Genomic DNA, 13,310 nt, shown 5'->3' with positions numbered 1-13,310 from the left:
TTCTAAGAACGATCTCCGAATTTTAATTTCTCTCGCAGCAAGTGGAAGTAATTATGATCGGGTTCGCGCACCATCCAGTGATCATAGCATGAGCGAGTCAATACTACTTCGTCATCGGGGGTGATTTCCGTCATCTTTTGTCCGTCCACGATAAAATGCGCCTTCTGCGTTTTCTTGGCATCAAGCTTAAATGAAAGCTCTCTGTCATCCGGGAAAATCAAAGGACGCGAAGTCAGGCTGTGCGGAGCCACGGGGGTTACTACAAACACCGGCGACTCTGGATGCAAGATCGGTCCCCCGGCCGCTAAGTTGTAAGCCGTTGAACCCGAAGGGCTGGCAACGATAAAACCATCGGCCTTCACTTCGCTGACTAAAAACTTTTCTGAATAAATCGCCGTGTTGATCAACTGAGACATTGAGCCTCTTTCAATCACCACGTCATTCAAGGCGTGGTATTCACCACGAGTTTTTCCCTTACGATTGATTTTTGCGACCAGCATCGAGCGTGGGCGCAAAACCATTTTTCCCGCTAATGTTTTTTCGATAATAGCAAAAGTCGATTCGGCACTGTGCGCGGTTAAAAAGCCCAATGAGCCCATGTTAAAGCCGAGAATCGGAACATTTCTGCCTTCCAGCATTCGCACGGCCCGCAAATAAGTTCCATCCCCCCCTAAGACGATGATCAGTTTTACATCGTTAAGGTCTTTGGTTTTAGCCGCCTTCGTTCCCGGAATCAGCTTCTGTTCAGGGCCGGTGAGCACTTTAAAGTTTTTTTCTTTCAAGTGATCGGCAACCTTTTTCGCTAAAGAAACCGCCTGAGCTGTTTCTAGGCGGTACACCAAAGCGATGGCGCTTCCTTCGGGAAGCACCAGTTTGCTGGTACGACTTTTAGGGCTAGACATTTTGCTCATCGAACTTTTTGCCATTAAATCAATCCGTCACGACGAAGAAGGGCATTTGTATCTGGTTCACGTCCGCGGAATTTTTTGTACAACTCCATTGGATGCTCGGTGCCGCCACGGCTTAAGATGTTTTCTTTAAACTTCTTAGCCACTTCTTCATTAAAAAGACCTTTTTCTTTAAAGTACTCAAACGCATCGGCATCTAAAACTTCCGCCCATTTGTAAGAGTAATATCCGGCAGAGTAACCACCGGCAAAAATATGACTAAAGCTGACCGAAGAGTTCACGCCGTCCAACTTAGGGAACAGGCGGGTGTTGGCCGTCGCTTTTTCTTCAAACGCATCGACGTCCTTGATTGTTGAAGGATCCGTCGTGTGCCATGCCATATCCATCATCGCAAATTGCAACTGACGGCAAGAAGCATAACCCGCTTGGAATTTTTGCGATGCTTTTAGTTTTTGGATCAGGTCTGCGGGCATGGGTTCGTTGGTTTGATAATGACGAGCAAATAAATCCAAACCTTCTTTTTCGCCGACCCAGTTTTCCATGATTTGTGATGGAAGTTCGACAAAATCCCAGTACACATTCGTGCCGCTTAAAGATTGATACGTACACTCTGAAAGCATCCCGTGCAAGGCATGACCGAACTCATGGAACAAAGTACGAACTTCATCATAGCTTAAAAGGGACGGCTTCGTCGGCGTTGGTTTTGTGAAGTTACAAACGATGCTGACATGCGGGCGTTTCATTTCGCCACCGATGAGTCCTTGGCCTCGGAACTGAGTCATCCAAGCGCCCCCTTTTTTGGTCTCGCGCGGGAAGTAGTCCGTATAGAACAAGCCCATGTACTTGCCCGTTTTTTCTTCGTAAATCTCGTAAGCTTTGACTTCGGGATGATAGACGGGGATGTCTTTGTTTTCTTTGAACGTCAAACCGTAAAGTTTTTTAGCGTGCGCAAAAACTCCATCAACCACTTTTTCAAGTTGGAAATACGGGCGCAAGTCTTCTTCATTGAAAGCGTATTTTTCTTCTTTTAATTTTTCAGAGTAATATCCGAAATCCCAAGGTTGAAGATCTTTAATGCCGTCAAGTTTCTTAGCGTATTCCGCCACCTCTGCCAGGTCACGTTTACCGGCATCTCTGGAAGCCGTTAAAAGTTTGCTTAAGAAATCATTCACCGTTTGCGGGTTTTTAGCCATGCGCTCAGCTAAAACGAAATCCGCATGCGTGTTAAAGCCCAAAAGCTTCGCGCGTTTGGCACGAAGTTCGACAATCTTTAAGACATTGCTTTGGTTGTCAAAGTCGCCTTTAAAGGCGCGAGAAGCATAAGCTCTCCACATCTTTTCGCGAAGCGCGCGATTTTTCGCGTACGTCAAGAAAGGCAGATAGCTGGGGATTTGCAAATTGAAAAGCCATTTGCCTTTGTGACCTTTGGCTTCGGCCATGGCGGCAGCTCCTTCAAGAGCCCCTTCAGGCAAGCCTTCCACGTCTTCTTTTTTATCCAAGATCATTTCAAATGAGTTTGTCGCTTTTAAAACATTCTCTGAATATTTGGGTCCAAGGACAGACATCTCTTGATCGATCTGACGAAGAGTTTCTTTGTCCGTCGCATTTAACAAAGCCCCGTTGCGAGAAAAAGACAAATAAGTTTTTTCTAACAAGCGAAGTTGTTCGGGATTTAGGTTCATCGAATTGCGATTGTCATAAACTGTTTTTACGCGCCTAAAGATTTCGTCATCCAAAGAAATGTCGGAAGAAAGAGCGGTGATTTTTGGGTAAATATCTTTGGCCAAAGCTTGCAAGGCCTCATCGGCGTTGGCGATCTCAAGGTTTCCATAAATTCCGCCAGCCATATCAACAAGCTCCGTGGAAGCTTCTAGAGCGAGAATGGTATTTTCAAAATTAGGAGCCGCCGTAGTGGCTTTGATTTTTGCGATATTATCTTTGGCCACTTTGATGGCTTCTTCAATGGCGGGAACATAGTGTTCTACTTTGATCTGATCAAAGGGGATCGCTTGGTCTTTGGCGGTGAAGGGTTTTAAGAGAGGATTGGTCGTGTTCATAGGGCCTCCAGAGGGGTGAAAGAACCCTTCATTTCTTTCATGAACAGAGCGGAAAATCAAAAAGAAACAGACCGCGAAAACCAGGAATTGCTAGGGGAAAAAGGAAAGGCCCCTTGGTGGTTTAATCCGTCCAAAGGGCCATGATAATGCGGCATATTATATCCGTAAAAAACGGAGAGAGAAGCCGCCTCTCTCTTTTAAATTTCGAACTCTTAATAGTTTGCGCAGACGCCCAAAGACGATCCCGCAATCACTTGACGGCACGTCGCCCCTGCGCCGCAAGTGTTTGCTTGATTCAGGAGGCAGCTCTGAGTGAGGTTTCTAGAGCAAGATCCGCCTGAGCCACCATAGTAGCCGTTGGGAATATTTGAAGATTGACCAAAATTATTGGGCATTGTTGGCGCTGAATAGTACGACCAGTAATAGTAATCATTGCTTTGCGCCCAGCCATAGCTCCAAGAGCTGGAGTTTTGGAATTGCCAATACAAGTAAGAAGCCTGGTAGTTTTGCATCAAAAGACGAGATTGGACGCAGCCCAAACCGTAAGAAGAATTGTAAACCGGGATCCAACCTTGCGGGCAGTTACAGAAGCCATTCTGGTTGAAATAAGTCATATAGTTGTAAGCATAGCCATACATGCCTGGATAAGGCATAAAGCCGGGCATCCCTGCATATTGCTGATTATTGCAATAGACTGAACCGTCTAAACAGCTTGTCAGGGGAGTTGTCACCGTTGTTGTCCCGACAGCTCCGCCACCACCACCGCCGCCATCACCTTGGCAGGCCGTCATGAATAAAGCGAAAATTAAAACAACCCAAGTCTTCATGGGGGGCTCCTTAAATTAAAAAATCTTTCAACAGAGAGTCCTTCTCCAAGTTTCGTGCCCCAAGAAGACCGGCGTGTGACCGTCTATATTTGAGATGAGGAGTAATGCCTTCATGGGGGTGACCATTTCGGGCACCTTGCGCCGCAAAAGGGTTGGCAGAGAGCACGATCTTATTTAGGCTTTAAGTATCTTTAATCGAAGGGAGTCGATTATGAATTACATGGGACGTATCTCAGGGCTTATCTTGGCCTTGGTTTTTTCTGCCACGGCACACGCGGCCTTACCTTCAAAAAAGAAAATCGCCGCCAAGCCTCAACCGGTTTCAAAAATTCTGGCAGGCGAGGGAGCCAGCTTTGGGGGACTGGCAGGTTCAGGTTTCACATTGTTAGATGTTCGCCGTACCGCTGATGCCAAAAAGAAAATAGAACGCTTGGTTTTGGACGTCGGTGATATTCAAGGCGCACCCATGAAGGGCTGGCCGGGATATTATTATGCAGAGTTAAAGAAAAATCCTCAACGTCTGGTCATTGATTTTTCGCAAATGCCAAATGCGCGTATCAATCAACAGCAGATCAAGCAACGATTGCAGGGCTCCATGGCTGTTCGCAACTCGCAGATGTCTTTAGACCCTGTGGATAATTCGCTGAACCTGACTTTGGATTTAAAACAAAATACCAAAGTGCGCGTTTACCAAGTCGCTGGAAAAAAATCGACCAGCAAAGTCGTTGTCGATCTGATCACGGAGTAATCTGTGAAATTAAGATACTGGATCTTTTTGTTATCCATGTCGGCGACCTGTGCCCACGCGCGGGTCTTTGACATCAATAAAGAATCATTTGCGGGGTACTTTGCCGTAGGTGGTGGATCCTCGGCATTAGGAATTACTTCTTTAGATAATGAAGCAGGATCGTCGTTAAGTTACTCTGGCGGTATCGGCCAAAATTATTCCGGCGAGTTTGGTTTTTTATATTCAAAGTCTCGCTTAGGATTTCGTTTCGGTATCGAGATTTTGAAGCCTTCGGTCTTAGATTCCACCGCAACCAGTTCGGGTGCTGATTATTATTCTGCAAGCAGCACTATTTTAGGGTTTGCCCCTAAGCTGGCTTTAGAAATCAATCTGCATGGCAATCAAATTTCGCGCTCCTATGTCTCTGTGGCGGGCGGTTTAGCCAGTGTCACGATGAAAAATGAATACACGATGACGGCCTTAGGATCCAGCGCCTTAGGGGTTTCTGATCACACCGCCGAAAGCAAGGGGTCAGGAACAGCGCTGGCCGCTTCTTTAGGTTATGAAAATATTCTGACAGACACCACGACCATTGCGGTTGAGTTCGGCTATCGTCAGCTTAAAATCGAAAACCTTCAATACACCAAAGATGTCTCCACTTTTGGTGGAGCCAAAACCAGTGGAGACAGCGTTAAGCGCGCCGATGGAACCGCTCGAAGCTTAGATCTTTCCGGGGGCTTTATTTCGATCGGTTTCCGTTTTTATCTTTAAGGAGTGAGCGTCATGAGTGCTCTGTATCGTTTAAAGGGACTGCAGTATTCTTATCTGTGGAATAAGCAACAGGTGCCCGTTTTAAAGGGCATTGATCTTGAACTTGAGTCGGGTTGCTTTGCCTGCATCGTCGGTCCTAGTGGTACGGGCAAAACCACATTGCTCAACCTTTTGGGTTTGATTGATTCTCCTTCGCAAGGGCAGATTGAATTTGCGGGCCAAGATGTGACCACTTTAGAAGAAAAGCATAAAGAAGATCTGCGTTTGCATAAGGTCGGATTTATTTTTCAAGCTTTCTATTTGATTCCCACATTAACAGTGATTGAAAATACGTCTTACTTTTTGCCCTCTTTAGGCTATTCGACCGGTGACGCACATAAAACGGCGATGGAAACTTTGGATCTTTTGGGGTTGGCAGATCACGCCAATAAAAAACCTTTAGAGCTTTCCGGCGGGCAACGGCAACGCGTGGCCATTGCCCGCGCCATTGCTAAAAAGCCCGCGGTGGTTTTAGCCGACGAGCCGACAGCGAATTTAGATTCCGTGACGGCAGAAAAAACCATCAATGCATTTAAAGAACTGCAAAGAAGCGCCAACACCAGTTTTATTTTTTCAACTCATGACTCCCATCTGGTCAGTTTTGCGAAGTCTGTTTATCGCATGAAAGACGGACAGATAGAGAAGGGAAGTTAATATGTTTGAACTCTGCAAAATTGCCTGGCGCAATCTTTTTCGCAACCCTCGCCGGACGCTGGCCAGCCTTTGCACCGTGGCTTTCGGTGCTTCAGGATTATTAATTTATCAAGGATTTAATACTGGCGTGATGAATCAATACCGCGAAAATGTCATTCATGGATATTACGGCTATGGCCAGGTTTTCCCAAAAAATTACTTCGGCAAAGTGCATGAGACACCGTGGAAGCAGTGGTTTGAAAATCCTGAACAGGTGGAAAAAGACATTCGCTCTTCGAGTGCGGTGACGGAAGTCTTCCCGCGAGTGTCTTTTTTCTCTTTCATCGTGAAAGGCGGAACCACCTTAGGGGGCAAAGGGGAAGGCGTCATTCCGGAACGTGAAGGCAAGTTTTTTACAGAGCTCAACTTTATCGAAGGTCACGACTTACAGGGCCCGGATGAAATCATCTTGGGTAAAGGTTTAGCCGAAAGTATCGATGCGAAAGTCGGCGACACAGTAACGCTTTTAACCCAAACCGTGAATGCCCAGCTCAATGGCGCGGATTTAAAAGTAGCCGGCATTTTTTTTACTGGAAAAAAAGTGATTGATGATGCCTTTTACCGCTTAGATTTAAAACAAGCTCAGCAGCTTTTAGATACAAACCGTGTTGAGATGTTTGCGCTCGCGACCAAAGGGGTCGACTCTTGGGCCCAAGCGGAAAAAGAAATTCATCAGGCCAATCCCAATGTCGAAGCCGTGCCTTTTGAAATTCTGGATAAAAACTATTATCAAAACTCAGTGGATTTTTTAAATGCGCAGTTTGCATTCATTCGTTCGATCATTTTGGTGATTGTGGCGATGGGGATTTTCAATGTGATTTCGACCGGTCTTTTAGAGAGGGCGGGCGAAATGGGTGCCCTTCGTGCGAACGGAGAAAAACGCTCACGCTTATTTAAAATCTTAGTGATTGAAAATGCATTGTTGGGAATCTTAGGTGGTTTCCTTGGCGTGTGCTTAGCGATCTTGGTTGATAAAACTCTTTTAGTAAAAGGGATTTTGATGCCACCGGCTCCGGGTATCACTCGGCAGTTTATAATCTTCTTAGACATCCAACCAAGCCACTTTACTCAAGCGCTGTTATTACCAATGGCGGCGACGATCATCGCGAGTCTGTGGCCTATTATGAAGCTCTTAAAAAAATCGATTCCCGATTTGCTCCGTTCGACGTAAATGGGGCATTTTTCCAAATATGAGTCGATAAACCTAAGCTTTCTCGGATATCGTCCAAATAATTGACATCAGTGCCAAAATGACGGTTTTGGCCTGATTCTTCGATACAGATCTATTTTACCAGCCCCCTAAGCTTTAAATTTTGGGTACAACTCTTGCTCTTCTTACTTAGACGGAGAAAGCAAATGAGAGTGTCGGTACTGATCAATTCTAAAGCCGGGTCTGTGAACGCAGACTTGATCGAGGCGAAGGTGAGAGACTCCCTTTTTCGCTGCGATTTACGCTTTTGCCGACCCACTTCGTTAGGCGAAATGGATGACTTTCTTCACGAAGAGTTGAATCAAAAAACGGACTATCTGATCGTTTGCGGCGGCGATGGCACTATCAACGTGGTTTTGCAATCGATGATGAAATACAAAGACACTCACGTGCTTCCACCTTTGGCCTTAGTACGCTCGGGCACGGCCAACGATCTCGCTCACGCCATCGGTGTTTCCACGCGAGTGGATTATGCGGTTCGCAATATCTTTGAAGGTGTTGAGAAAAAAATCGATGTGATCGAGATTTCTTCAGGGGAAGAAAAAGCTTACATGCTCACTAACGGTGGCTTAGGTATGCCCGCGAAGGCGGCCGAGCTTGCAAATCGTTTTCGTGGTCACTTGCAAGCACTGGCCAGCACGCCTTCGACGCGTAAGGCATTTCAATTTATTGCCGAAAAAAGTTATCACGCCGTTAAAAAAATGGGCCCCGCGGTTTATTCCATGATGAGTGCCGAGGCGATTCGTACTTGGAACCCAGAAGGCTGGGGACTTGAGGTCAGTATCCCTGGTAAACGCAGTTTTCAAACGTCCTCGCCGATCGTATTGGTTAATAATCAAAAAACCATCGGCAAAGGTTTCTTTCCGGCCCCATTTACTTCGAATAGTGATGGCACCGTTAATTTACTTTTATCTGAAACTAAAACGATTCCACAGCACACGATGGCGGCTTTACAGATCCGTCGTGGTACTACTGAAAAGTCGCCTATTTTTAAATCTTTTGAGTTGAAAGAATTCAGTCTAAAGAGCCAGAATCCAGAGCGAACTTTGACTTTTTTTGGAGATGGCGAGATCCTTCTGAAGGACGTTCAAGAAATCAAAATCCGCTGTATTCATCACGGTTTGCCTGTGATGGTTCGTCCTTAGGAGTTCTCAAAGTGAATCGACCGCGCATCCTGGTCACGGGTGGGACTGGTTTTCTAGGAAAAAGAGTCATTCCTTTACTTCGTGAAAAATTCGAAGTCGATGTGCTATCACGATCGGGCACGACTGAAGTCCAGGGTGATCTTACGCAGTGGAACGCAGGTTTAAATTTACCGGCACTTTCTAAAAAGAATTATGCCTTGATGTTACATATGTCAGGTTTGTATGACTTGATGAAACCGAAAGCGGATTGCACTTTGCAAAATGTTTCGGCTATGGGAACGGCTTTAAAGGTCGCGGATCTTTTAAAAATTCCGTATTTTTTAAGTACTAGCACGGTGGCGGCGGCCATTAACTCTTCATTGAATTTAGTAAAGCCCTATGACTTGAATTTCACGAAGCCCTTTCCGGATGCTTATTCTGAATCTAAAGCCTGGGGTGAACAAGTTTTACAAAATTGGTCCTCGATGAATATAAAAGGGCGCATCAATCTGCGCTTAGGTGTTTTAGTAGGTGATACTAAAAAGGGTGAAATCGATCGTATTGATGGCCCTTACTATGCAGCAGAAGCCTTTAAAAAAATTCGTCAGTTGATTGAACATATGCCGACACCGATTCCGCTACCAGGCAGTGAGAAAACGCGTTTGCCTTTTGTGCCAGTGGATGTCGCGGCGGACGCTATTGTAAAATTCTGTGAGTGGACCTTGTCGACAGAGCCCGGCGGATACTGGAGTTATCATATCACTCCAACCGAAGGCGCCTCGGTCACGGAACTTTATTCGTCAGCTTTGAAAAAACTTGCGATCCCGAACAAAGGGGTTCTGCTGGTGGATCAATTGCCAGAAGCTTTGACTTTGAAAATTTCCAAAGTAGTGGCGAAGTTTCCTGAAGAACAGCTGCATTATCTTTTGCATTTTCCTTTATACGATACGACTCCGACCCGCGAGATCTTAGGGGATCGCTGGTGTCCGGAATTTAGCAGTTACGCCAACACTTTCTGGAGCGGTTATGAAAAGTTCGTATCGTATCGCTGAGATTAGTTTCGGCCGTCCTTCTTGGGATACCGCTTACGAATTTGAATTCGAGGGGAAAAACTTTGAAGTGCAGCGATTCGGTACAAATTTTTCCGTTGAAGCTTTTCAAAAGCTGATCGAATCTTTGCGCAGTCAAGTGGATGCCTTTGCGTTGACAAGCTTGCCGCCGGTGATTCGCTTAGATCAGAAAAGTTACGTGCATCGCCAGTACTTAGATATTATGGGAACTCCTTCGCCGGTGCCATTGTGTGACGGGACAGGATTGCGTGAGGTTTCTAATATCACCTCCTTGATTCAAAAAATGGAATCAGGGGAAATTGATCCCGAACGGGGTATTTTCTTTCCGGCGGCGATGTTTTCCACCGAGCTTGAAGAATACATCCGCGCTCGTTATCCGAAATCCATTTATTTCGGGGATGCCTATTCACTCTTGGGCATTCCCATTTTGTTGCAGCCCTTTAAAGGTTTAAAGACTCTTTCAAAGCTCGCGCTGAATGTCGCCAATCTTAAAGACTTGCGCAGTAATACACCTTTAGCTGAAACCAAGCTGCAAAAATTAAGTCGTTCTTCTTTGGCCGCTCAGGTTGAAAACGTGCAGTATGTTTTTTGTGATTTGCCATTTTTACTTTTATTTGATTCCTCGACGGAATTTGTGCGCGGTAAAGATTTAGTTATTTGGTCTTGCCATCCCAAGATGGAAGAAGAAGCCCGCAAGTTTTCCCCGCGCAGTATCACAAACTTAATCCCTGAAAAGTACCGTATTCATCCTTGCATGAACTATTCGGTCTTAGATGCGACGCTGCGTCTGGCTCGGGGTCGGACGGCTCCGTTAAGTATTGAAGAGTGGGAACAGGTTTTAGCGCAGGATGTGGATATCCGCCATGTGGCTCGCAAATATGTGATGAGTCGCCAGGCGTCGACCCAAGCCAAGATTTCTAAAAGTGTTAACACGCTTAAGAATAAAATCTTAAATCAAAAAGAACCGGATTTTGCTTTCGTCGTGCATGCACTTTCACATGACGACTTTTTACGAGTGCCAGGTCTTTCGCTGCTCAAGCACATGCCGAAAGAATGGAATAATAGGTTTGATCGCGTGGCGTCCAATGCTCCGGCTTTTGTTTGGGGGCATGTGAAGCATATCATGAGCAAAGAAACGGGACAGGAAATCAACGGCATTATTTATACTTTGCCAGCGACGCCCAAAGTTTTAAAAGAATCTGATCCGGAAGAAATTTATCAAAAGATCCAAGGCCTTTGTTACGATGCCGCGAATCGCGGAGCTAAAATGATTGGCCTTGGCGCTTATACCAAAATCGTGGGCGATCAAGGTATCACCATCAATCAGAACAGTCCGATTCCGGTAACGACCGGAAACAGCTTAAGTGCCGCCGCGACCTTGTGGGCGTTGCGTGATGTTGTTATTAAAATGAACCTGCTTAAGATTTCTCCGGAATCAGGATTGGTCGACGGCATGGCGATGGTGGTCGGGGCCACGGGCTCTATCGGCCAAGTTTCGGCCAAGCTTTTGTCGATGGTCTTTAATAGACTGACCTTGGTGGCGCCAAGAATGAATCGTTTGTTAGAACTTCGCGCTGAAATCGAAAAAATTTCGCCGAACTGCAAAGTCATCGTTTCCACCGACGCCAATGAGCTTGCGGGTGAGGCTGACGCGGTTGTGACGGCCACTTCGGCCTTTGATCATAAAATTATTGATGTGATGCGCTTAAAACCAGGGGCGGTGGTCTGTGATTGCTCACGACCTTTGGATTTTGATAAAGACGATGCGAAAAAACGCCCGGATGTTTTAATTATTGAATCGGGTGAGGTGGTTTTGCCAGGGCCGGTGGAGTTGACGTGTGACTTAGGGCTTCCGGGTAAGACAGTCTATGCTTGCTTAGCGGAAACGGCCTTGTTAACAATGGAAAAACGTTATGAGCCCTTTACCATGGGACGTGATATCGAGTGGGACAAGGTGAAGCAGATCTATAAAATGGCTCGCAGGCATGGCGTGGAATTAGCCGCGATCCAAGGTCATATGGGTATTATCACGGATCGAGAAATCGAACTGACTCGACAGTTGGCCCTTTCGAAAAGAAAAAAATAAACAGGAGATGTCATGAAGGCATTGATTTTTGCAACTTTGATTATACTTACAAATGCCGCGGCTTCTGCCAACCCCAATGAATGGGTGAAAAAGGCCGATGATATTCGTAATCCAGCAGATTCTTTTGAAATGCAGATCAAGGTTGAAACCAGTGAAAACACTTCGGTGTTTCAAGTTTATTTGCAAGGGCAAGATAAAACTTTGATTGTTACCAAAGAGCCCGCTCGCGACAAGGGTCGCAATATGTTGATGCTGGATCGCGATTTTAATGCCTATGTTCCGAATTTAAAAAGATCCATGCGTTTGTCTTTAGCGCAAAAACTCTCTGGCCAAGTGGCCAACGGCGATATTTCGCGCACGCGCTGGTATGGTGACTATGAGGCGACTAAAATTGGTGAAACTCAAGATGAAGTTCAGCTTTTCTTAAAAGGTACTAAGGACAATTTAACTTATGCGGCCATTAATTTGTGGCTTAAAAAGGGAAACTTTCAGCCGATCCGCGCGGAATATTTGGGACTTAATGGTAAAACAGTTTTAAAACGCGCTTTCTTTGAAGACTATAAAAATATCGCTGGCGCGGTTCGTCCGACGACATTACGAATCGAAGACACCAATAAACAAGTCAGTCATATCCGTATTTTGAAAATGGGAAAAAAGGACTATCCAAGTTCTTTCTTTACCGTGCGTAATATGGAAAGCATGAAGTAGTGCGGTTTTGGTTGGCGGCATTTATTTTAGCAAGCAGCTTGGCTGCACAAGCGGATCTGACCGGGGCCGCTCGCTATGATTATATCCGCGGGCCCGAAGAAGAGTTGGCCCACCGACTTATTTTAAAATCAAAATTAAATTATAATCTGGGCCCGTTTGGTTTGTATCTTGAGGGCTTTGGCGAGCTTGAAGGGAACGAAGATCAAAAGTACATTCGTCGCTCCGAATCTCAAGCCTACCTTCAAGAAGCGTATTTAGAATTTAAAGTGGATTCATTTTATTTACGCGTGGGACGTCAGGCCATTCGCTGGAGTGAATCCTGGACGTTGCCGTCTTTAGATGTGTGGACAGGACGACGTTACAATCGATTGTATTTTGATCCTTTGGTGGATCAGCTGACTCATCCCACGGGGATTTCGGCGTCTTATGCGATTGATACGTTTTCTTTAGAGTTTGTCGGTATCGGGGATGTGGCTCCGAATTATTATCCTATTCCGGTGCCTAAAGAAAATTTAGAAAAAAATACGAGCTTCGGCGGGCGGGTGAAAGCCGATGTCGCAGGCTTTGGATTGTCGGCGATCACCGCGCAGGTTTTAAAAAAGAACTATTATGGGGTCTCGGCGAACTATGCCTTTGAAAAGGCCGTGCCTAAATTTGAAGTCGGTTCGGTCACTGACACCGCCGTCAGTGCACCTTTAAAAAAGGATCATTGGTTTTCGACCTTAGGGTGCGATCTTTTTTTAGGAAACTGGGTTTTGCTTCCTCAGGTCAGTGTTTTTGAAGCAAGCACCGCAACGTTAACAACCGAAAATCAAGTTAGTTATTATTTAAGTACACAGTGGAATCCCAACCGCCATGATCTGCAAATGCAGTTTTACCGTAACGATACGGCAAAAGATGTCTTTGCCAATGTCAGCTATGGATACAACGTGACTGATTATATGACGGTTTTAGGGTTTGTGCAGAACTATGAAGGTCAGCAGGGCCTTTATCAAGTTTTTGAAGAAATCACCGGTGGCTGGGCTTTTGGGGCTCGCGTTGAACTGACCGGAAATTTGGCATTTTAATTTTTGATTTTATTGCAGGAGTC

The 13,310-nt window shown here is 45.6% G+C and carries 12 protein-coding genes; 9 read left to right on the top strand and 3 right to left on the bottom strand.

Translation table 11 applies throughout. The annotated features are described in order from the left end of the window. Positions 1–2 precede the first annotated feature (2 nt). The 3 genes from AZI86_RS02970 to AZI86_RS02960 form a co-directional block, all read right to left on the bottom strand. Positions 3–902 carry an NAD(+)/NADH kinase gene (locus tag AZI86_RS02970; RefSeq protein ID WP_253715633.1) on the bottom strand — a complete coding sequence of 300 codons (900 nt, stop codon included), beginning with the start codon at positions 900–902 and terminating at the stop codon, positions 3–5. A 23-nt stretch (positions 903–925) separates the two neighbouring features. After that, positions 926–2,965, bottom strand: a complete 2,040-nt coding sequence (locus tag AZI86_RS02965) for a M3 family metallopeptidase (protein ID WP_061833609.1) — start codon at positions 2,963–2,965, stop codon at positions 926–928. 212 nt (positions 2,966–3,177) lie between these two features. Continuing rightward, positions 3,178–3,792 (bottom strand): hypothetical protein, encoded by a 615-nt coding sequence (locus AZI86_RS02960; RefSeq protein ID WP_061833608.1) that lies wholly within the window; start codon positions 3,790–3,792, stop codon positions 3,178–3,180. Positions 3,793–4,003: 211 nt separating this feature from the next. Between AZI86_RS02960 and AZI86_RS02955 the strand changes: the two genes are divergently transcribed. The 9 genes from AZI86_RS02955 (at position 4,004) to AZI86_RS02915 (ending at position 13,287) form a co-directional block, all read left to right on the top strand. Then, entirely contained in the window at positions 4,004–4,540 is a 537-nt protein-coding gene (locus AZI86_RS02955) for a hypothetical protein (protein ID WP_253715631.1), read from the top strand. 3 nt (positions 4,541–4,543) lie between these two features. Then, entirely contained in the window at positions 4,544–5,290 is a 747-nt protein-coding gene (locus tag AZI86_RS02950) for a hypothetical protein (RefSeq protein ID WP_061833607.1), read from the top strand. Between the two features lie 12 nt (positions 5,291–5,302). Next, positions 5,303–5,983 (top strand): ABC transporter ATP-binding protein, encoded by a 681-nt coding sequence (locus AZI86_RS02945; RefSeq protein WP_061833606.1) that lies wholly within the window; start codon positions 5,303–5,305, stop codon positions 5,981–5,983. A gap of 1 nt (position 5,984) precedes the next feature. Beyond that, positions 5,985–7,193, top strand: coding sequence for an ABC transporter permease (locus tag AZI86_RS02940; RefSeq protein WP_061833605.1), 1,209 nt, complete (start codon positions 5,985–5,987; stop codon positions 7,191–7,193). Positions 7,194–7,378: 185 nt separating this feature from the next. Beyond that, complete coding sequence (locus tag AZI86_RS02935; RefSeq protein WP_061833604.1) at positions 7,379–8,377, top strand: diacylglycerol/lipid kinase family protein; 999 nt, start codon at positions 7,379–7,381, stop codon at positions 8,375–8,377. An 11-nt stretch (positions 8,378–8,388) separates the two neighbouring features. Then, positions 8,389–9,408, top strand: a complete 1,020-nt coding sequence (locus AZI86_RS02930) for an SDR family oxidoreductase (protein WP_061833603.1) — start codon at positions 8,389–8,391, stop codon at positions 9,406–9,408. Continuing rightward, complete coding sequence (locus AZI86_RS02925) at positions 9,383–11,512, top strand: dehydrogenase (protein WP_061833602.1); 2,130 nt, start codon at positions 9,383–9,385, stop codon at positions 11,510–11,512. Before AZI86_RS02930 ends, AZI86_RS02925 begins: the two co-directional genes overlap by 26 nt. Before the next feature lie 12 nt (positions 11,513–11,524). After that, positions 11,525–12,220, top strand: coding sequence for an outer membrane lipoprotein-sorting protein (locus tag AZI86_RS02920; RefSeq protein ID WP_061833601.1), 696 nt, complete (start codon positions 11,525–11,527; stop codon positions 12,218–12,220). Beyond that, entirely contained in the window at positions 12,220–13,287 is a 1,068-nt protein-coding gene (locus AZI86_RS02915) for a hypothetical protein (RefSeq protein ID WP_061833600.1), read from the top strand. Before AZI86_RS02920 ends, AZI86_RS02915 begins: the two co-directional genes overlap by 1 nt. Positions 13,288–13,310: the final 23 nt, after the last annotated feature.

The sequence above is a fragment of the Bdellovibrio bacteriovorus genome, assembly GCF_001592735.1.
GTDB lineage: Bacteria > Bdellovibrionota > Bdellovibrionia > Bdellovibrionales > Bdellovibrionaceae > Bdellovibrio > Bdellovibrio bacteriovorus_D.
This window is presented reverse-complemented; position numbering and strand designations above follow the sequence as displayed.

What these genes read in the sequence shown, in the direction of transcription:
- AZI86_RS02970 (WP_253715633.1), bottom strand. Translation starts at nt 902, where the DNA reads ATGTCTAGCCCTAAAAGTCGTACCAGCAAACTGGTGCTTCCCGAAGGA.
- AZI86_RS02965 (WP_061833609.1), bottom strand. Translation starts at nt 2,965, where the DNA reads ATGAACACGACCAATCCTCTCTTAAAACCCTTCACCGCCAAAGACCAA.
- AZI86_RS02960 (WP_061833608.1), bottom strand. Translation starts at nt 3,792, where the DNA reads ATGAAGACTTGGGTTGTTTTAATTTTCGCTTTATTCATGACGGCCTGC.
- AZI86_RS02955 (WP_253715631.1), top strand. Translation starts at nt 4,004, where the DNA reads ATGAATTACATGGGACGTATCTCAGGGCTTATCTTGGCCTTGGTTTTT.
- AZI86_RS02945 (WP_061833606.1), top strand. Translation starts at nt 5,303, where the DNA reads ATGAGTGCTCTGTATCGTTTAAAGGGACTGCAGTATTCTTATCTGTGG.
- AZI86_RS02940 (WP_061833605.1), top strand. Translation starts at nt 5,985, where the DNA reads ATGTTTGAACTCTGCAAAATTGCCTGGCGCAATCTTTTTCGCAACCCT.
- AZI86_RS02935 (WP_061833604.1), top strand. Translation starts at nt 7,379, where the DNA reads ATGAGAGTGTCGGTACTGATCAATTCTAAAGCCGGGTCTGTGAACGCA.
- AZI86_RS02925 (WP_061833602.1), top strand. Translation starts at nt 9,383, where the DNA reads ATGAAAAGTTCGTATCGTATCGCTGAGATTAGTTTCGGCCGTCCTTCT.
- AZI86_RS02920 (WP_061833601.1), top strand. Translation starts at nt 11,525, where the DNA reads ATGAAGGCATTGATTTTTGCAACTTTGATTATACTTACAAATGCCGCG.